The 19,460-nt window shown below is 66.1% G+C and carries 18 protein-coding genes; 10 read left to right on the forward strand and 8 right to left on the reverse strand.

The window, feature by feature from the left end:
- Positions 1-10: 10 nt before the first annotated feature.
- Together BLS34_RS23875 and BLS34_RS23880 are read right to left on the reverse strand one after the other, a co-directional pair.
- Complete coding sequence (locus BLS34_RS23875; RefSeq protein ID WP_093154424.1) at positions 11-664, reverse strand: MT-A70 family methyltransferase; 654 nt, start codon at positions 662-664, stop codon at positions 11-13.
- Entirely contained in the window at positions 661-1,566 is a 906-nt protein-coding gene (locus tag BLS34_RS23880) for a ParB N-terminal domain-containing protein (protein ID WP_175474365.1), read from the reverse strand. The genes BLS34_RS23875 and BLS34_RS23880 overlap by 4 nt, the downstream gene beginning before the upstream one ends.
- 84 nt (positions 1,567-1,650) lie before the next feature.
- Here BLS34_RS23880 and BLS34_RS23885 point away from each other — a divergent pair, with 84 nt between their 5' ends.
- Positions 1,651-1,950, forward strand: a complete 300-nt coding sequence (locus BLS34_RS23885; RefSeq protein WP_093154429.1) for a hypothetical protein — start codon at positions 1,651-1,653, stop codon at positions 1,948-1,950.
- 367 nt (positions 1,951-2,317) lie between these two features.
- Here the strand turns inward: BLS34_RS23885 and BLS34_RS23895 are convergent, their stop codons facing one another.
- Positions 2,318-2,623, reverse strand: a complete 306-nt coding sequence (locus tag BLS34_RS23895) for a helix-turn-helix domain-containing protein (protein ID WP_093154434.1) — start codon at positions 2,621-2,623, stop codon at positions 2,318-2,320.
- 144 nt (positions 2,624-2,767) lie between these two features.
- Between BLS34_RS23895 and BLS34_RS23900 the strand changes: the two genes are divergently transcribed.
- From BLS34_RS23900 to BLS34_RS23915, 4 genes are all read left to right on the forward strand, one after another.
- Positions 2,768-3,775, forward strand: coding sequence for an XRE family transcriptional regulator (locus tag BLS34_RS23900; protein ID WP_175474366.1), 1,008 nt, complete (start codon positions 2,768-2,770; stop codon positions 3,773-3,775).
- A 552-nt stretch (positions 3,776-4,327) separates the two neighbouring features.
- Positions 4,328-4,699: a hypothetical protein gene (locus tag BLS34_RS23905; RefSeq protein WP_093154440.1), complete on the forward strand. Its 372-nt coding sequence runs from the start codon at positions 4,328-4,330 to the stop codon at positions 4,697-4,699.
- Positions 4,700-4,872: 173 nt separating this feature from the next.
- The gene (locus BLS34_RS23910; protein WP_093154442.1) at positions 4,873-5,910 is read left to right on the forward strand and encodes a ligase-associated DNA damage response exonuclease; all 1,038 of its coding nucleotides are present in this window, start codon (positions 4,873-4,875) and stop codon (positions 5,908-5,910) included.
- 13 nt (positions 5,911-5,923) lie between these two features.
- Complete coding sequence (locus tag BLS34_RS23915) at positions 5,924-7,507, forward strand: cisplatin damage response ATP-dependent DNA ligase (protein WP_093154445.1); 1,584 nt, start codon at positions 5,924-5,926, stop codon at positions 7,505-7,507.
- Positions 7,508-7,622: 115 nt separating this feature from the next.
- On the opposite strand, the gene BLS34_RS23920 is transcribed toward BLS34_RS23915, so the two are convergent.
- The 4 genes from BLS34_RS23920 to BLS34_RS23935 all read right to left on the reverse strand — a co-directional run bounded on the left by BLS34_RS23920 (position 7,623) and on the right by BLS34_RS23935 (position 11,678).
- Positions 7,623-7,967 (reverse strand): PilZ domain-containing protein, encoded by a 345-nt coding sequence (locus BLS34_RS23920; RefSeq protein WP_028795370.1) that lies wholly within the window; start codon positions 7,965-7,967, stop codon positions 7,623-7,625.
- A gap of 147 nt (positions 7,968-8,114) precedes the next feature.
- Positions 8,115-9,158, reverse strand: coding sequence for a pentapeptide repeat-containing protein (locus BLS34_RS23925; RefSeq protein WP_093154448.1), 1,044 nt, complete (start codon positions 9,156-9,158; stop codon positions 8,115-8,117).
- Positions 9,159-9,253: 95 nt separating this feature from the next.
- Positions 9,254-10,129 carry a dimethylarginine dimethylaminohydrolase family protein gene (locus BLS34_RS23930; RefSeq protein WP_093154450.1) on the reverse strand — a complete coding sequence of 292 codons (876 nt, stop codon included), beginning with the start codon at positions 10,127-10,129 and terminating at the stop codon, positions 9,254-9,256.
- Between the two features lie 16 nt (positions 10,130-10,145).
- Positions 10,146-11,678, reverse strand: a complete 1,533-nt coding sequence (locus tag BLS34_RS23935) for an acyl-CoA synthetase (RefSeq protein ID WP_093154453.1) — start codon at positions 11,676-11,678, stop codon at positions 10,146-10,148.
- A 156-nt stretch (positions 11,679-11,834) separates the two neighbouring features.
- Here BLS34_RS23935 and BLS34_RS23940 point away from each other — a divergent pair, with 156 nt between their 5' ends.
- Positions 11,835-12,932, forward strand: a complete 1,098-nt coding sequence (locus BLS34_RS23940) for a mandelate racemase/muconate lactonizing enzyme family protein (protein ID WP_093154456.1) — start codon at positions 11,835-11,837, stop codon at positions 12,930-12,932.
- A gap of 298 nt (positions 12,933-13,230) precedes the next feature.
- Positions 13,231-14,892, forward strand: coding sequence for a sensor histidine kinase (locus BLS34_RS23945; protein WP_175474367.1), 1,662 nt, complete (start codon positions 13,231-13,233; stop codon positions 14,890-14,892).
- 24 nt (positions 14,893-14,916) lie between these two features.
- On the opposite strand, the gene BLS34_RS23950 is transcribed toward BLS34_RS23945, so the two are convergent.
- Positions 14,917-16,611, reverse strand: a complete 1,695-nt coding sequence (locus tag BLS34_RS23950) for a pre-peptidase C-terminal domain-containing protein (RefSeq protein WP_093154461.1) — start codon at positions 16,609-16,611, stop codon at positions 14,917-14,919.
- A gap of 508 nt (positions 16,612-17,119) precedes the next feature.
- Between BLS34_RS23950 and BLS34_RS23955 the strand changes: the two genes are divergently transcribed.
- The 3 genes from BLS34_RS23955 to BLS34_RS23965 all read left to right on the forward strand — a co-directional run bounded on the left by BLS34_RS23955 (position 17,120) and on the right by BLS34_RS23965 (position 19,431).
- The gene (locus BLS34_RS23955) at positions 17,120-17,665 is read left to right on the forward strand and encodes a PAS domain-containing protein (RefSeq protein ID WP_093154463.1); all 546 of its coding nucleotides are present in this window, start codon (positions 17,120-17,122) and stop codon (positions 17,663-17,665) included.
- A gap of 120 nt (positions 17,666-17,785) precedes the next feature.
- Positions 17,786-18,673 carry a TauD/TfdA dioxygenase family protein gene (locus tag BLS34_RS23960; protein ID WP_093154466.1) on the forward strand — a complete coding sequence of 296 codons (888 nt, stop codon included), beginning with the start codon at positions 17,786-17,788 and terminating at the stop codon, positions 18,671-18,673.
- Positions 18,674-18,795: 122 nt separating this feature from the next.
- A complete protein-coding gene (locus BLS34_RS23965; RefSeq protein WP_028795365.1) occupies positions 18,796-19,431 on the forward strand; it encodes an NIPSNAP family protein in 636 nt (211 codons plus the stop codon).
- The last annotated feature ends 29 nt before the right edge of the window (positions 19,432-19,460 follow it).

Here is a 19,460-nt window from a genome sequence, read left to right on the forward strand (position 1 = left end):
GCCTTGGCCATCATCCGACCTCACCGAATTTGGCGACCTCGTCGCCGAGGGACTTCCAGCCGGGGCGGGTGTTGCGCGCGAACAGCTCCAGATACGGGCCGTCGAACAGCGTCTCGATGCGCTCGTACTGGCTAGGCGGCTTCTGGCTATGGCCGCGCCGGGGAGAGCGGATCTCGTCGTGCGGCCACCAGTCGATGAAGTCGCGGACGCTGTGAACGCCCTCGGGGATCTCGACGTCGCCGAAGAAGGCAGTCGGCTTGCGGAGCTGGGGGTTGCCGCGGGTGCAGAGCAGGCACGGCTCCAGGTTCTTGCGGGTGCCGTAGCCGGGACCGAAGGCATACTTGCCGGTCTCCGGGTTGTACTTCCGCCATTCCCAGGCGAGGCCGGCATACTCGAAGCCCCAGGCCTCGATCACGCGCGTCCAGGACGGCATGTGCGGCCAGGTCACCCACAGGAACAGCGTGGCGTCCTTGGCCGCGAGAAGGCTGACGTCGACGCTGCAGATCTCGCCGATCGACATGGTGTCGTAATGCCGGCTCGGGCTCTTTCCCTGGCCCTTCTCGCTGTGCGTGTCGAAGGGCCAGTTGGGATCGGCGAGGATCACAGGATAACCGCCGGTTCGGCGGTGACGGACAAGCTGGTGGCGATCGCGGAGGTCGATCATCCGTCGTCCTCCGGCTGGTCGCGCTCGGCCAGCCACGCGACGAACTCGTCACGGATGAGCGCAAAGAACATATTGCGGACCCGCTTAGGGGCCCGACGCAGCCAAGTGGCGAGGCGAGCGACGTCGCGCTCGGCGGCACGGCTGGATTTGTCGCCATCGGGCTGGTGGAATGTGAGGCGCTGGCCTCGGATGGCTGCGGTGGCGTCTGCTACCTTGCGCGGGCCGCCCTCGGTCAACATCAGCTCGACCGCCTGCGCCTGCTCCTCGACTGTCAGCCTGGAAAGCCGGAACAACTCGCCTTCCTGACAGGCAATCCGCGTGCCGGCGATACGGGCACGGACCTTTGGCGCCAGGCGGTCGTACATATCGACGGCGCGCCGCACTGTGCGCTCGGCGCGGCCAGTGGACCGAGCGGTTGCAGCGGCGAAGGAGAGCACAGGCGACCAAACGGCAATTTTTGCCGTTTGGGCTTTTTCAATGGCTTGCAGGCCAGCTGCGCCCTGAACCGCCCCTGGATACAGCTTCTCGTAATACTGTTTGCGCAAGGCATATGAGGTCGCGCGGTCCAGTGGGTTCAGGTCGTGGCGCGCAAGGTTCTCGTCGATCTCGCGCAGCCGGGCTTCATCGTCGGTCGCGGTGACGATACGGGCCTGGATGTCGATACGCCCGAGGCCGCGCACCGCCTCGATGCGGTGAGCGCCGGACACCAGGATGTACCGATCGCGGAGCAGCTTCTCGCTGCCGGGCGCCTTGCGAACCTCGATCGGTTGGCTCTGCCCGATGTCTCGGATGCTTTCGGCGATTGCGGCGACATGGGCAGGGTCGACCGCCCGCAGCCGGTCGACGACGTCGATCTGGTCGAGAGGGATCGTGTGGATCTGGTCTGAGCCGGCCACTGTCACGACACCCCCCCCGTTTTGACGCTGTCTATCAAGACGGGATCGCGGACTATGCGCATACGACCAACGAATGCAGGAGTTGAGGGCATGGTTATCGACGACGACTTGGCGCTAGAGGCGACCACGACCTGGTGCGTGGCCTTCGGACTCTTGATGGCGGAGTTGGTGCGCGGCGGGGCGCTGGCGCCGGAACGTGCCGAATGGGTGTTGGAGCGCATGACCGGGTTCACCGATGCCCTTGATCGTCAGGGCGACCCTGACCGCTCGGTGCTTCAGCACCATGTGGCGATAGGGTTTCATCGGCTGGCGACTGAGCGAGCCTCCGAGATCTTTCGCGATGCGCTCGTACCGCCTTCACATGATCCTGGGCCGCCTTCTGGTCGTTGAACGATGTCGTGGATCGACCAGGGCGACGAACGATGCGCGGACGCGTCATACAGCGCGCCATCAGTCGAGCGCCCCAGATACGCGCAGGGCGTCGATATGCCTAACAAACCTACAGAGGGCGGCTTTGCTTGGCGCTCGATCGGGGCCAAATCGCTCTGCGAAAACCGCGACCATGAAGTCGTAAGTCTGACTTCGGTCCGAAAGCGCGAACTCGATAGCTGTCCGCCGGAGCTCCCCGTCGGACCAGAGCTTGGATTGCGGGCCGCGGCGGCGGGGCATGCGCTGTATGACGCGCTGGACTTTGGCGTCGATATTGTCGACTTGGACTGGGCGCTGAAGCCCCTTGAACAAGCGCGCGAAACCCATGTCAGGCCACCTTCCGCTGGCGTTGCTGACGAAACTTCGGGCGATCCGTATAGTGCGAACCGGGTTGAGGCTTCAGGCGCTCTCCCGTGCTCGGGTCGTAACGGCTGGGCCAGATCTCGCGCGGCGACATGCCGAGGCACTCCGCGATCGCCAACTCGCCATTCAGGTGCGGGTAACGTGGAGCGTTTCTGGCTGTCCCAATTGTCAGACCGTACTTGCGGTCGACGTCAGCGAAGGTCAGGCCCCTGCGGTTCAATAGGAACCGGATCTCTTCCGGAGCCTTGTCCGCGGCGCGGTGGTTCGCCATGGGCTTCTCCTGTGGTGCGGCCGGCCTGTAGGGGCCGGCCAAGTTCGAGCGACTCGATATGCGTTCGTAGGTTGATGATAACCGCAAATGCGTTTGATGCAACAGATCAATCGCATATGCGTTTGTAGATCGGATCTGGCTCTAATGACGAAAAGACTTGAGAAAATAGAACCGATTAAAGAGGTTCCGGGTGGTTTTTCCACTGACGAAGCCCGCCAGGGCTTCAATCGCCGGCTTCGTGCGATCCTATCTTCGGAGAAGAGCGCGGCCTCGTTTGCGAAGAAGGCAAGCGTCTCTCAATCGGGATTAAACAGGCTTGAGCATGGCGGTGACCCGACGCTGCCTACTTTGATCGCAATTGCGGACGCCGCGAACGTTTCTGTGGAGTGGCTAGCAACAGGCGGCGCCCGATGTGAAAACGACTGTGTTTTTGAGCGGCAAGCATTAAGAGAGCAGATTGAGTACATTGAGAACGTCATACGGTCCTCAGGCACAAATACAGACGAGGCAAATTCACTCTTAGAGTTTCTTAATACTCTGCAAGATTTTCTTGATTTGAACGACCAGCTCTTAGAGCTTTACCGCCGCCAAGGCGTTAAGAGCCCGTCGGACCGACGGTTGTTGACGGCACCGTCAAAGCAGCACAAGGCGCCGCTTCAGGCCGCACCCTCGCGTTATGTGCCGACTGCCGATTCGGGCGGGGCCGCCTCCGTGATCGAGCACACCGAATCCGATGAGGTCGTTCTGATTCCGCGCTATGACGCAGCCCTGGCTGCCGGCGCGGGGTCATTCAATGAGCGGGCGCGACTGCTGGATCACATCCCGTTCACCCGCAACTTCATCACCCACAAGCTTGGACGGAACAGCGCCGATGGCCTGGTCATCCTTGAGGCGCGGGGCGATTCGATGGAGCCGACGATAGGGGATGGCGATCTGGTTCTCCTCGACCAGCACCGGCGCGAGCCTCGCGATGGGATTGTGGCCTTCGCCCTTGGAGACACCGCCTTCATCAAGCGGCTTCGGTTCACCTTCGACGGCGTCGACCTGATTAGCGACAACCGCGACCTTTACGAGCCCGAACACCTCTCGCGTCAGCGCGCCGAGGAGCTCGTGATCATCGGTCGGGTAAGGTGGGTGGGTCGGATGTTCTGAGCGGCTGGGGCGGCGGAGAATCAGTTCCCACCTTGATTCCATCGCAACGGCGCCGCGACGCTCTGAAAGTTGTTTTGCACCAATACTTTGACGGAAGGTGGGAACTGAGAGCGCCGCAGATGGGCGCAGTTCCCACCTTGAGACACCGCTGCGAGAGGGTGTCGGCGCCACTTAATGACGGCTTAACCCGCAGAACGCCTGGATTTAAACGCCGCTTGAACGTTTATGCGCCGAACGCTTAAATACCGCCTGTCCGGCGCGATCAGGCGCGAGATCGCCGGATTTACTCCAGAACCCGCCGCGGCCGCCCGGGGGTGACACCTGCCCTCCAATGCCTTGCGCCGCCGCCATTTTTCGGGTTCAGGCCGGGTTAGGGCGGAACGGTCCGGGTCCTCTAAAACCTAGTGTCCATCAACACGGACCCTGGACGCTCGGGGGGTCGATCTGCTGGAGATCAGCGAGGGAACCTATTTCCCGGGCGCGCCGTCCTCCTCGGAGGGCGACGGCGGCGGGGTTCATGGCTTCTGCCGGCGGGTCCGGTCGGAGGTCGCCGTGCCGGTCATGGCGGCGGGAGGCTTCAAGACGCGAGGTCAGGCCCTGGCGGCGATAAGCGCGGGAATGGTCGACGTGGTCGGGGCGGCCCGTGGCTTCGTGCTGGATCCGGAACTGCCGCGGCACTGGCTGGAGGAACCGGGCGAGGATCCGGCCTTTCCGAGATTTACCGGCCCGCTACCGCCGGGCGGCATCACCGCCTGGTACACGATGCGGATCGCGGCACTCGCCGCCGGTGCGCAGGCCGACTACGACCACACGCCCGAGACAGCCTTGGCGGCTATGACCGCCCGCGATCTGGACCGGGCCAATCGGTGGCGGAAGAGCTTCGGGAGGCCTCCCGCGAGTTCCGCACCCGCGAAAATGTCGTGATGCGAAATTGGTGATCGCCGAGCTCGGCCCGCTGGGTCTGCCGCCGACCGCATGCATTGCCATCACGTCGGCTGTCTCGGCCGCAAGGCGCGCCTCGGCAACGTGAGAGACCGGCGGCGGTGCGGTGAGCGGCCGCCGTTGACGGGGGCCGGGGACGGCCTACCCTTGCGCCCATGACCGCCAGCATCGCCGCCCCCCATCCCCAGACCTGGATTGAAATCCGCCCGCAGGGCCTCTTCTGCGTGCCCGGCGGGTTCTATGTCGATCCGGTGCGGCCGGTGGACCGGGCGGTGATCACCCACGGTCATGCCGACCACGCCCGCGCCGGCCATGGCGCCGTCGCCGCAACCCCGGAGACCCTGGCGATCATGACCGCCCGCTACGGCGCGGAGCCGGAGCAGAGCCGGCAGGCCGTCCGCTACGGCGAAAGCCTGAAGATCGGCGACGTCACGGTAAGCCTCCACCCGGCCGGTCACGTACTCGGCAGCGCCCAGGCGTGCCTGGAGTACAAGGGCGCGCGCATCGTCGTCTCCGGCGACTACAAGCGCCGGGCCGACCCCACCTGCGCCGCTTTCGAGCCGGTGCCCTGCGACGTGTTCGTCACCGAGGCGACCTTCGGCCTGCCGGTGTTCCGCCATCCCGACGACCGCGCCGAGATCGCCAAGCTGCTCGACAGCGTCGCCCTGTTCCCGGAGCGCTGCCACGTCATCGGCGCCTATGCGCTGGGCAAGGCGCAGCGCCTGATCGCCCTGCTGCGGCAGGCGGGATGGCAGCGGCCGATCTACATTCACGGCGCGCTCCAGGCGCTCTGCGACCTGTACCGCGACCATGGCGTCGAGCTGGGCGAGCTGCTGCCGGCGACGGCCGGGCAGAAGGGCGTGGCGCGCGACGAGTTCAAGGGCGAGATCGTGCTGGCCCTGCCCTCGGCCATCGCCGACCGCTGGGGCCGCCGGCTGCCGGACCCGGTGGTGTGCATGGCGTCCGGCTGGATGCGGGTCCGCCAGCGCGCCCGGCAGCGCGGCGTCGAGCTGCCGCTGATCATCTCCGATCATGCCGACTGGGACGAGCTGCTTGACACCTTCGATGACGTGGGCGCGCCGGAGATCTGGATCACCCATGGCAGCGAGGAGGCGCTGATGCATGCCGCCTCGGCGCGCGGATACAAGGCGCGGGCGCTTGCCCTGGTCGGCTACGAGGAGGAGGGGCAGTGACGGGACAGACGGTATGAAACCCTTCGCCGAGCTGCTGGACCGGCTGATCTACACCCCGTCGCGCAACGCGAAGCTGGCGCTTCTGGTCGCCTATTTCCGCAGCGCGCCCGACCCGGACCGGGGCTGGGCGCTGGCGGCGCTGACCGGCGGGCTAGGCTTCAAGGGGGTGAAGGCGGGCGCGGTGCGCGAGCTGGCCATGCGCCGAGTCGATCCCGTGCTGTTCGGCTGGTCCTACGACTATGTCGGCGACCTGGCGGAGACCACGGCGCTGATCTGGCCGCAGCGGCCGACCAACCGGGACTGGCCGTCGCTGACCGAGGTGGTGGAGCGGCTGCACGCCGCCAAGCGGGCCGAAGCGGCGGATGTCGTCGAGGAGTGGCTGGACCCGCTGGACGCGACCGGTCGCTGGGCGCTGCTGAAGCTGATCACCGGCGGGTTGCGGGTGGGGGTGTCGGCCCGGCTGGCGAAGGTGGCAATGGCCGACTATGGCGGCGTCGATCCAGCGGAGATCGAGGAGCTGTGGCACGGGCTGGAGCCACCCTATGAGGAGCTGTTTGCCTGGCTCGACGGCCGCGCCGAACGGCCCGACCTGGAGGACCGACCGATCTTCCGACCACCCATGCTGGCGCATCCGCTGGAGGAGGGCGAGGCGCAGGCGCTGGACCTGACGCAGTTCCGGGCCGAATGGAAATGGGACGGCATCCGGGTGCAGATCGCCGCGCGCGGCGGCGAGGTGCGGCTGTATTCCCGCACCGGCGACGATATCGGCGCGACCTTCCCCGACATTCTCGACCATGTCACCTTCCAGGGCGTGCTGGACGGCGAGCTGCTGGTGGTCGCCGGCGGCGAAGTGCGGCCGTTCAACGAGCTGCAACAGCGGCTGAACCGCAAAACGGTCAGCGCACCCATGCTGAAAAAATACCCTGCCTTCGTGCGACTCTACGACATCCTGTTCGACGGCGAGGAGGATCTGCGCGAGCTGCCGTTCGACGACCGGCGGCAGCGGTTGGAGTCCTTCTTCGCCCGCGAGGCGCCGCAGCGCATGGACGTGTCCGACCTGGTCTCCTTCGAAGGGGCGGACGACCTTGAAACGCTGCGGGTGAGCGCGCGGGGCACGGCCACCGAGGGGCTGATGCTGAAGCGGGGCGACGCCCCTTACGTGGCCGGCCGCCCCAAGGGGCTCTGGTACAAATGGAAGCGCGGGCCGCTGACCGTCGACGCGGTGCTGATGTATGCCCAGCGCGGTCACGGCAAACGCTCCTCCTATTATTCCGACTACACCTTCGGTACGTGGCGGCAGAACCCGGACAGCGGAGCGGGCGAGCTGGTGCCGGTCGGCAAGGCCTATTTCGGCTTCACCGACGAGGAGCTGAAGCAGCTCGACAAATGGGTGCGCGACCACACGGTGAAGCGCTTCGGCCCGGTGCGCGAGGTATCCCACGGGCTGGTGCTGGAGGTGGCCTTCGACAGCGTCCACCGGTCGACGCGGCACAAGTCCGGCGTGGCGATGCGCTTTCCCCGGATCTCTCGGATCCGCTGGGACAAGCCGGCCGGAGAGGCCGACCGACTGGACGCGCTGGAGCGGATGATCGAGTAGCGGTCGAGCAAATCACGATCGGCTGGAAGCATCCACCCGTGTGAAATTGCATTAACTCTATGGTGTTAGAGGGCGACTCTCTGTCCAGACCGCTTCGCTCTGAACCGGTCGCGCTCTATAGCAGGATCTCCAGCAGGTCGCCGGCGATGTTGTGGCCAAGGACCGGGAAGGTGCAGCCGATCTGACGGGCGTTCCTGTCGACCCAGACGATCTCGGTGTTCAGGGTGAGGGGTCGTGCGGGGCCGCCGGTCAGCACGCCGACCATCTCGGAGCCGGGCGGTGCAGGCTTCTCCGTCTCGCCATAGGCGATGCGCAGACCACCGAGGGAGATGTCGAGCACCCGGTAGGCGGCATTGCCGGTCTTGAAGGCGTAGCCGTGTAACCGGACACGGTCTGCATGGCGCCGCTCGCTAGGCGGGGTCGGGTCCGGCTCGTCGCGATCTGCAGGCCCGCCGTTCATTCGACTGCCCCTCAGTTCGTCCACTTGAAGACGATAGTATTCAACCTTAGGGAAAAGATAAAGCCGCCGTCTTCGCGCGAGACTGGATGCGAGGGCGGCGCGGGTCGCGAGATTCGGTTCGACCGGCGGGGTCAGGGCCGGAAGGGGTCAGGGATAGACGTCGATGCGGGTTTTCAGCTTCGTGGTGCCGTTGCGCGACCGCACGATCAGCTCCTTGGTCTGAGCGTCGCTCAGATCGACCCCTTCCAGCACCGCGCCGGTCAGGTCGGCGCCGCGCAGATCGGCCTCGGTCATCGTGGCTCCGGTAAGATCGGCGCCATGCAGGTCGGCCCCGGCGAGATAGGCGCCGGTCAGGTTGCTGAACCTCAGATCCGCCCCGGACAGGTCGGCGCAGGTGAGCTCGATATAGGCGAGGTTCTTCTTGATGAACTTCGCGCCTTTGAGGATCGCGCGCTGGCCCTCGCGGCCTTCGCTCATCACCCATTCGATATGCGCGGCGAGCTTGCCCTGGGTCGGCGCGTCGAGCTCGGCTAGGCCGAAGAACCCCTTCGCACCCTCCAGATCGGCACCCTCCAGATTGGCGCCCACCAGCTTGGCGTTGCGCAGATGCGCGCCCTTCAGCTTGGCGCCCGAGAGATCGGCACCGCTCAGGTTGGCGCCGGAGAGATTGGCATCCTCCAGGCTCGCGTCCTTCAGGACCGCCCCTTCCAGGTTGCACTCGAACAGGTTGGCGCGGCGCATGTTGGCGCCCGCGAGGACCGCCTTGCGCAGTTCGGCGCGCTCCAGGTCGGCGTCGCTGAGATCGGCATTCTCCTGCACACCCGGCAGAGCGGAGGTGGCCGGGCCGAGATCGGCGCCGCTGAGGTCGACCTTCTTCATGTTCGAGCCCTTCATCCGCACGCCGCGCATGTCGGCATTGCGCATGTTGGAACCCTCGAAGGTGCACACGCTCATGTCGCAGAGTTCGAAATTGGCCTCCTGGAAATTCACCCGCCAGAAGGAGCAGTTGATGAAGATGCCGCCGGTGAAGGCCGAATTGTGGATGTCGATATCCGTCGCCTGAATGCCGGTCAGGGTGGCATCCATCAGGTTGATGCGCTCGCCCGACTTCGGATTCTGAAGATAGCGCTCGTGCTTCTCCACCAGTTCGGTGAAGGAGGTACGGTCGATCCTGAGGCTCTTCGATACCATCGGCGGGTGACTGTCCTCTTGAGGCGGGTGCTTGGCGCCGGACCGAGGCCGCCCCTACCGGGCCGAGGCGCGGCGGGGACGACGAAGAGACCGGTTCAGCCTGCCTTGACGGACTCTCTCCTGAGTGGCTGCGACAGACATCTCGGCCCGCCGCCCGCGAGCGTGAACATCGTCAGGGCAGGATCGTATACTTTGATGCCGAGACTGCGCAATTGCGCGTTGGCCGTTTCGGCTTCCGCCGACGAGATAACCCGGTCGTCGCCGAGCGACAGGCAGTTGCCGGCGAGCCGCATGGCGTCGGCATAGGTCGTCGGCACCGCCTTGATGCCGAGTTCGGCCAGCCAGTTCACGATTTCCGGTTCGACCACGTCGGTACAGACCAGCGCCAGGGACTCGGTCACCATGGAAATCAGCAGGTCCAGGTGCAGGAAGTGTTCGGCGATCGGGACAATCCGGCACTCCCAGCCCTCAGCCTCGAACCAGGCCTTGGCCTGCTCGGCGCCCTCCTTGGTGGTGCGGTTGCCGGACATGCCGATGGCGGCCACACCAGGGCGCAGAAGGTGGACGTCGCCGCCCTCCAGCGAGCCGGCGGTCACCCAGTTCCAGATCGGGATGCCGGTCTTCTGATGGAAGCGGACGGTCGGGGCGACCTCGCCGCGGCGCTGCTCGCGCTGCATCTGGCCTATCAGCACGCCCCAGGGGGTCACGATGGCCGGATCGCGGGTATAGACGTGGTAGCGCAGGGCCGGGTCGGGGTCGACCATATGCACCCGCACGCCGGCATCCTCGAACGCCGCGACGAAGGCGGCGTGCTGGTCGGCGGCGAGCTTGGCGTCGAAGGTGATGCCCTTGCGCAGGGTCTCCTTGGCGACCGCGTTGGCGCCGAACCAGCCGAAATGCTCAGGCGAGCGAAGGGCGACGTCGCGCAGCACACCGTAATCGCTGTCGCAGCCCCAGGGCGTATTGTCCATGCGGGTTCCCGTTCGGTTAGTCGGCCGCGGGCGCGGCCAGTTTGCGGAGTTCGGTTTTCAGGATTTTGCCGTAGTTGTTTTTCGGCAGGTCGTCCACCAGGAGATATTCCTTCGGCCGCTTGAACCGGGCGATGTTCTCCAGGCACAGGGTGTCGAGTTCGGGCGGCGTCACCGTCTGGCCCGGATGCGGGCGCACGAAGGCCACCACCTCCTCGCCCCAGTCGGGGTGCTCGCGGCCGATCACCGCGGCTTCCAGCACGGCCGGATGGCGCAGCAGCACCTCCTCCACCTCCCGCGGGTAGATGTTGGTGCCGCCGGAGATGATCACGTCCTTGGAGCGGTCCTTCAGGGTGAGGAAACCCTCCTCGTCGAAGCTGCCGACATCGCCGGTCCACAGCCAGCCGTCGCGCAGGGACGACGCGGTGGCTTCCGGATTGTTCCAGTACCCGACCATGACCACATCGCCGCGGCAGATCACCTCGCCGGGCTCGCCGACCGGCACGTCCTTGCCGTCCTCGTCGACCACGCGGACCTCCACGTCTGTCCGCGGGAAGCCGGTGGAGCCGATCCGGGCCTCGTAGCGCGGGTGGCCGGTGTCGGTGAAGATATGCTTGGGCAGGCCGGTGATGGTCATCGGTGCCTCGCCCTGTCCATAGATCTGCACCAACTTCGGACCCAGGACTGCCAGCGCGCGCTTGACGTCCTCCAGATACATCGGTGCGCCGCCATAGACGATGGTCTTCAGGTTCGACAGGTCCGCCTTGTCGATGTTCGGCGTGTTGATCAGCCGGGTGACCATGGTCGGCGCGAAGAAGAACGAGACGCCCGGCCAGCGCTCGATCAGCGCCAGGGTCTCGGCCACGTCGAAGCCGCCGGATTTCGGCACCACCGTATTGGCGCCATGGGCCACGTGCGGCAGGCCGTAGAGACCGGAGCCGTGGCTCATCGGCGCGGAGTGGATGATGCTGTCGGTCGGCAGGATGGTGTCCACGTCGCCGTAATAGTTCATCACCGCCGACATCAGGTTGCGGTGGGTCAGCATCGCGCCTTTCGGCCGCCCGGTGGTACCCGAGGTGTAGAACAGCCAGGCGAGTTCGGTCGGCTTGGTGTCGGCCAGCGCGGCCGGCTTGCCCGCGCCGAGCGATGCGTAGTCGGCACTGTCGGTGGAAATCAGGTGCTCCAGCGCCGGGGTCTCGCCGCGGATGCCGGCGAGGTCGGCGGCCAGCTCCGGGGTGGCGAGGCAGGCCCGGCTGCCGGAATTCTCCAGGATGAAGGCGTGTTCCTTGGGATGCAGCTTGGCGTTGACCGGCACCGCCGCCAGCCCCGCATGCCAGATCGCGTAAAGGGATTCCCAGCACTCCGGGCTGTTCTTCATGACCAGCGCCACCCGGTCGCCGTCCTGAAGGCCGAGTTCCCGCAGACCGCCGGCGAGGCGTGCCACCCGTTCGGCGAAGCTTGCATAGTCGCAGAGCGTCTCGGTGCCCAATGACAAAGCCGGCCGGCCGGCGAAGCTCCGCGCCACCTGGGCGAGCACGGTTGCCTGGTTCATCCCTCTTCCTCCTCGGTTTCCTGCCCCTGGACCGCCGCCCGTCTTGCATCGCGGATCGGCGGGCGACGGTACCAGCGCGCTACGAGCGGGGGTAGAGCCCGTCCGCGCGCCCGCCTATCCTGATCGCAAAATAGATAAGCAGTGGGAGGAAGAGGGATGTCCGCCACCGATCGCAGGATCGCCGATATCCGGGTGCATAAGCTGCGCGCGCCGTGGATCGACCCGCCGCGCTGGTCGCCGAGCTACAGCCGGCTGCGCGAGTTGATCGTCGTGGAGGTTGAGACCGCCGGAGGGGTGGTCGGCATGGGGTATCTGCAGATCCTCAACGGCGGGCTGGAGACCATCGCCGCCTGTATCGAGGAACTGGTCAAACCCCACGCGCTGGGCCGCGACGTGACCGAGGTCGAGGCGCTGTGGGAGGAGCTGTGGCGCGCGAATTACTGGATCGGTCGCATGGGCATCACGGTCATGGCCCAGTCGGCCCTGGACATCGCCCTGTGGGACGCCACGGCGAAACTGGCCGGGCTGCCGCTGTTCCGGCTGTGGGGCGGATCGGCGAAGCGGCTGGAGGCCTATGGCAGCGGCTGCTGGCGCGGCCTCGGCGGCGACGGCATGGTCGACAAGGCCAAGCGCTATGTCGAGCGCGGCTTCAAGGCGATCAAGATGCAGGCCGGCCATCTCTACGACGACCGCACCGACATCGCCCATGTCGCCGCCATGCGCACCGCCCTGGGCGAGGGGACGGAGATCTGCATCGACGTGAACATGGGCTGGACGGCCGACCAGGCGATCGCCGTCGGCAGGCGGTTCCAGGATCACGGCGTGTACTGGCTGGAGGAGCCGGTCGACTGCGAGGACACCGCGGGATATTTCCGCATCGCCGACGCGCTGGACCTGCGGGTGGTCGGTGGGGAGACCCACTTCACCCGCTACGACCTGCGGCCGTTCTTCGCCCATCCCAAGATCCCGATCCTGCAGCCCGACGTGATGCGCGGCGGCTTCACCGAGCTTCGGCGCATCGCGGCGATGGCGCAGACCTCGGGCATGCGGATCGCGCCGCACCTCTTCCCGGAACTGATGGTCCACCTGATGGCGGCGATCCCCAATCCGCACTGGATCGAATACGTCGACTGGATGGAGGATGCCTGGGTGGAGCCGATCTTGCCGCAGGCAGGCGTCTACACCCCGCCGGAACGGCCCGGCCACGGTCTCGTCTTCAAGCCGGACTTCCTGTCCGAGCATAAGCTTTCCTAAGGCTCGTTATCGACCGTCGATCGCAGAATGGGCCTGCCGGCGGTTAGGCGAGGCGGGGCCTCGTCGCCGCCGATCTGATGGACCCTCGACGGTATGTCCGGCGCCCTGTGCACGCGGGTCCTAAGCGTGCCGACGGGTGCCGGGCACGGGCGACGATCTTCAAGGCAATGACCTGAAATGTGCGGAATCTCACAAACGCTGCGGCGCTTTGCCGGTTCTCATCGCGATGGTAGCGTCGGGGCATGGGGCGAGGATGGAAGAGTCAGCAGTGACAGGCAATAACGGGGACCAAGCTAGGGTGACTCGGGCGACCGGCTCGCCCGCATGGAGGCTGTTCGTTCCGGTCGGCGCGCTGGTGCTGTTTGCGGTGGCGCTCGCGGGCGGCGCGTTGTGGCTTGCGGTTGTCGAGATCGACCGGACCGCGGCGCGCTCCTCCAACCGCCTGGCGCGCACCGCCATCGAGGATGTCACGCGCGACATGGGTCTTTTGGCCAAGGACTATGCCTATTGGGATGTGACGATAGAGAACGTTCTGGTCGATTTGGACCGACCCTGGGCGGAGAACGATCTCGGTACCTACATCTCGGAAACCTTCGGGGTCACCGGTACGATCGTCATCGATGAGGCTGACGGCGTTGCCTTTTCCTGGACCCATCCGGATCGGCCCGCCTTCCCCGACGACACTGCCGGGCGGGTGGTGGGAGACCTGGCGGCGGTAATCGGGCAGGCGCGGGCGTCGCCAATGGACAATCCGGATGGGCTGCCCTGTCTGGTGCGCACGGCGATGGGGCCGTACGTCGCCGGTGTCGCGGCGATCACGCCGGAGAAGCCGACACTGGAAGAACTGGAGCCGCGCCCGCGTCCGATCCTGATCGTGTTGCGGCCGCTGGACGACGCCTGGCTGGCCCGTACCGCCGAGCGCTTCGCGCTGAGCGACCTGCGGATCGTCTTCGATCTGGAGACGGCCTCCGAGCAGGCGGTGCATCTTTTCCGGTCGGACGGAACCGAGGTGGCCATCCTCGACTGGGAGCCCCCGAAGGCGGGGCTCGACGCCCTGCGGGACCTCGCCGTGCCGGCGGTCGTGCTGCTGATCCTGGCGCTGGCTGCGGGCGCGGTGGTGATCACCCGGGCGATGCAGGCTCAGCATGCGCTGGTATCGCGCGCGCAGGATCTGGCGGACGCGAATTCGGATCTGGTGAACCGCGATCAGCAGGTTCGCTCTGCCCTGCAGCGCGCCGAGCACGCGACCCGGGCGAAGAGTGCGTTCCTTGCCCGTATCAGCCACGAGATCCGCACGCCGCTCACCGCCATCATCGGCTTCTCGCAGATCCTGAAACTGCAGCACCGTGCGAACCAGGAGAAGACCCGCGAGCAGGAATATGCCGAGATCATTCACGAGAGCAGCCAGCACCTGCTGGCCCTGGTGAACGACCTGCTCGACCTGTCGAAGATCGAGAGCGGCGGCTTCGAGATCAACGAAAGCTGGGTCGACATCGCCCGCGAGATCGCCTCGATCAAGACGGTGCTCGGGGTCGAGGCCGACCGCAAGGGGGTCAGCCTGCAGATCGACGTACCGGACGAGGTACCGGCGCTCTACGCCGACGCGAAGGCGATCCGCCAGATCCTCACCAACCTGGTTTCCAACGCCCTGAAGTTCACGCCCCACGGCGGGCAGGCGGTGGTCCGGCTTGAACCTGCTGCCGACGGGGCGCTCTCCCTGGCGGTGGCCGATACGGGTGCGGGCATCGACCCGCAGGATCAGAAGACCATCTGGGAGCCGTTCACCCGGGCCCGGAACCCGGCGCTGTCCCAGGCCGAGGGAACCGGTCTCGGGCTCTACCTCGTCAAGATGCTGGCCGAACTTCACGGCGCCGAAGTCGGGCTGGAGAGCGAGCCCGGCAAGGGAACGGTGGTCAGCGTGGTGTTCGGCCCGGAACGGGTCCGCGATATGACGGCCTGATCCAGGATCGCCGGCGGCGGCGGCTCAGAGCAGCCCGAAAGGATCGGTGGAGAGCGGGCCGTCGGAGAGCAGGGCGACCTGAACATCGGCGAAGGTCGCCGGATCGCGGTCGGCCAGATCCACCCCGGCGGCGAGGTCGTCCATGGAGGCGGCCGTTGCCTGGGTCAGTTCCAGCGTATAGCTGCCGGTATGTCCCAGATAGCCGTCGACCTCCAGGTAGTAGGTCCCGGCGACGGGCGCGGTGAAGGCCAGGTGCGCATCGCGGCCGGCACCGCCGTCGAAGTCGTAGGCCATGTAGTGGCCGTCGGCATCATAGACGAACAGATCCGGGTCGAAGAGCGTCCCGCCCTCGCCGGACGCGCCGCGCAGCTGGACCACCACGGTCTGTCCGGCGGTCAGCTCGGTCGCGTACCAGTCCCGGTCACCGTCGGCGCCGATCGACGCGCTCGCCGACTGACCGACGCCGACATGGCCATGGGTCGCCGTCGAGCGGGACAACTCGGTGCCGTCCTCCGCCTCCGGGGCGAAGCCGGCATGCGACAGTCCCTGGCCGCTCGTGGGACGTCCTTCGGCGGCGCCGGCGGTGATGTAGTGTTCCGTCGCTCTATCGCGGTCACCGTCGAACACCGCCGCCAGGTCCGGATTGGCGGCCAGGTATTCGTCGGCGTCGAAGGTGACGTTGCGCCCCTCCGAGCGACCGCTGTCGAGGTAGTGGCTGGCGGCCGCTTGCCGGTCTGTCCCCATGGTCGCCCGCAGGTCGGCGTAGGAGGCCAGGTATTCCAACCCGTCGAACTCGGCGATGCGGCCCTCCCACACGCCGTTATGGATGAAATGGTCGCGGGCGGCGACGATGTCGCGTCCGAATGCCGCCTCCAGATCCGAATATGAGGCGATGTATTCGAGCCAGGAGACGTTCGGGTCCACATGGGCGGCGAGGGTGTAGGTCACCGATCCCGCGTGATCGAGCAGGTAGTAGGTGGTCTGATGGTCGGCCGGATCAGCGGCGGAGCGTGGACCGTGGCCGCCCTGCTGCAGGGCATCGACGACCTCATCGAAGCTCAGCCGGTTGCCGGTGGTGGCCTGGACCAGCGCCTGCATCGTCGCGACGGTCGCGGCGACCTGCGGCGCGGCGAAACTGGTGCCGAAATCGCCCTGATTGGGGAAGCTCTCGCCGTCGGCGAGGATGTGGACGCCGCCACCGTAGTTCTGGGAAAACCAGGACGGGTTGCCGTGGCCGTCATGGCTGCCGACGGACAGCACGTTGGCGAAGCGGGCCGGATACATGGGATACTCGAGATAGGTCCGGTATCCCCCGTTACCCGAAGCGGCGACCGAGTAGATGCCCTGGTCGTGCAGCAGGGAGATCTGCGAGCGGAAATAACTCGTCCAATAGGAGGAGTATCCGCCGAAGCTCATGTTCACCGAGCCGATCTGCCAGCCTTCGTTCGCCAGATTGTTGACGTCGTGCAGGGCGTTGCGGATGGCGATGCTGGAGATCACCGAGCCGCTGTTGTTCGAGATCTGCAGGTCGAGGCGTTCGAGCTGCCCATTTGTCACCTCGACCGCCTCGGCGACCCGGGAGCCGTGCGAGCTGATCCTGCCGCCGTCGGTATCGCTGTCGCCGCCGTAATAGTCGTAATCGAAAATGCTGTATCCGTAGACGGCCTCCGTCTCGTAGGTCACGCCGCTGTCGACGATCGCCACCGACCAGTTCCCCATGGTCCCATCCCCCCGGACTCATAGCGGTGCACGACATCGGGGAAGATGCGGACCGACAGACGGGAGGGAAGGCAGGCACCGAAAAGGTGCTGGCACTCCCGTCGTCTGTCGGTGTCGAGTCTTTGAGGCCGCGATCCCCCGAATGCGTCTCCCGCCAAAACTATGAGGTAAATATCGGGGAGAGTCTCAGAATTGATTCGTGGTAATCATCACGTTGACTCGATGCGATGTGAACGAGTTCTTTGTAGTGTTTGTATGCCTGTCATGATGTTGATGGGGGAATACGAAGCCATACGGCGTTCGGCTATGGCGCTGGGCTGCCTGGTCTCGCTGGAGCCGGTGCGGACGCGGCTGCGTCCCCGTCTCGTGGACCTCGAAGACTGAGGCCCGAGCGCACGGGTGGAACGGGTGGAGTAACGCCGCGTTAAGGAACAGTCCTTAGAGTCAGGACGTCCTCTTCCCATCGGCAGTTTGGTGCGCGAGGGGGTGCGCACGGTCGGGAGTCCAGATGAAATCACTCAAGCGTTCATCGCAGGCAGGCTCCTTCGACGACTCACGCGAGCACGACGTCGTCGATCACTGCGACCACCCCATGGTCGCCGGCTTCGCGGACCTTTGGCACGGCAAGCGGGGATCGCGTGCAGTCCCGGACCGGGCCGATTTCGAGTTTGAGGAACTCGCCCCCTGGTTCGGCCATGTGATCATCATGGATATGCTCGAGGACGCGGCGGATTTCCGTTACCGTCTGGTGGGGACGGCGGTCACCGGGTTCCTCAACCGCGACTACACCGGCCGGACCGTGATGGAGAGCAACTACAGCGGCGCCCAGCAAAAGGTGCTGGACACGTTTCGTCGACCGGCGCGCGAGGGACGTCCGGTGTTCCGCCGGGGGTATGTGATCTGGGCGGTCGACAAGTCGTGGCGCACCTATCAGAGCGTCCACTGTCCGATCACCGCCGGCGGCACGGGCATCGCGATGACCATCGGCGTGCTTTACTTCAGCCTGGACCCGGTGATGGCGCCGGACGGCTTGCCCCGCGACCACTGGGGCTGACCCTTGCGCTGCACACGGACCGGCGCGACTCCGTGTCTTGCGGCGGCTGCGGTGTTGGCCCAGGCTTGCTTCAACCAATGACGGGCGTCCCGACGAGGACCTCGCGAGGGAGGAGCACCCATGACGGCCTTTACCATTGCCCCCGTGCATGACGAATTCGGCGCACGCCTGACCGGCCCGGACCTGAAGCGGCCCCTGACCGATGCCCTGGTCGAAGAGATCCGCGACGCCATCGACGCCTATTCGTTTCTCGTCTTCCCCGGTCAGCACCTTCAGGACGACCAGCAGCTGGCCCTGACCAGGGCGCTCGGCGAGCCGGAGGCGAACCACGTCACACTCGGCACGACCGGTCAGGTGGAGCATTTCCACACCATCGGCAACGTGATGGAGGACGGCACCAAATACGGCAACGACCATCAGCGCACCGTGTTCCAGACCGGCAACAACCTCTGGCATTCGGACTCGTCGTTCCGCTCGGTGCCGACCTTCGTGTCGATCATGTCTGCCCATGAGGTGCCGGCGCAGGGCGGGGAGACGGAGTTCGTCAGCGGCCGTGCCGCCTATGGCCGCCTGTCGGTGGACGAGCAGGCCCGGCTCGACCCGCTGGTCTGCATCCACGATTACGTCTATTCGCGCTCCAAGGTGGCGCCGGTGTCGGAGTCGCACGCCGCCTCGCTGCCGCCGGTACGCCAGCGGCTGGTCCGGGCCAATCCCCGCACCGGCGCGCGCAACATCTATATCGGCTCCCATGCCAAGGAGATCGAAGGCTGGAACCACGACGAGAGCCGGGTGCTGCTCGACGCGCTGCTGGCCGAGGCGACCCGTCCGGCCTCGATCTACCGCCATCCCTGGCAGGCCGGTGACCTGGTGATCTGGGACAACCGCTGTCTGCTGCACCGCGGGGCCGGCTACGACGCCGATGCCTACCGCCGCCGCATGCGCCAGACGCGGGTGCACGGCATCTGCAACACGATGGAGGAGGCGGTCCCGCCGCTTGCCGCCGAATAGGCACCCGTGCCGACTTGGACGGTACTGCCCGTCCGCGACCGACCCGATGATGGCCACCCGATTGATCGCGTATTGAACGACCGCCGGCGGCGATGCCCGGCGGCATGAGGAGGGAGACCCGAATGATCTATGAACTGCGCACCTATACCACCCCGGCCGGCAAGGCGCCGGAGCTGGCCCGCCTGTCCGGCGAGATCGGCCGGCCGATCCGCGGCAACGACTACGGCACGCTGGAGGGCTACTGGCTGACCGAGATCGGGGCGCTGAACCAGGTGCACCACCTGTGGTCCTACAACGACCTGAACCACCGGGCCGAGCGCCGCGCCGCCCTGGGCGAGAACGCCGACTGGAAGAACAAGTACCTGACCCAGGCCGGGCCGCTGATCCTGCGCCAGGACATCCGACTGCTGAACCCGATGAAGCCGCTGGCCCCGCCGTCGGGCGAGGGCCACATCTACGAATACCGCTACTACCGCACCAAGGTCGGCAAGGCGAAGCCGTGGCTGGAGAAATTCCTGGCCGTGCAGCCGGCGCGCGAGAAGTACTCCAAGAATGTCGGCATCTTCCACACCGAGGCCGGGCAGCCGAACGAGGTCTCCCACATCTGGGTCTATGACAGCTTCGAGCAACGCATGGAGGCCCGCAACGCCTGTGCCAAGGACCCGGAATGGCAGGCCTTTCTGAAGGACGCCGGCGGCTTCCTGGAGGAGATGCACTCGGTCCTCTGGTTCCCCTCGGCGCATTCGCCGATGAAGTGAGGGCAGCGGGCTTTTCGGGATATCGGACA

The sequence above is a fragment of the Thalassobaculum litoreum DSM 18839 genome, from assembly GCF_900102465.1.
Lineage (GTDB): Bacteria > Pseudomonadota > Alphaproteobacteria > Thalassobaculales > Thalassobaculaceae > Thalassobaculum > Thalassobaculum litoreum.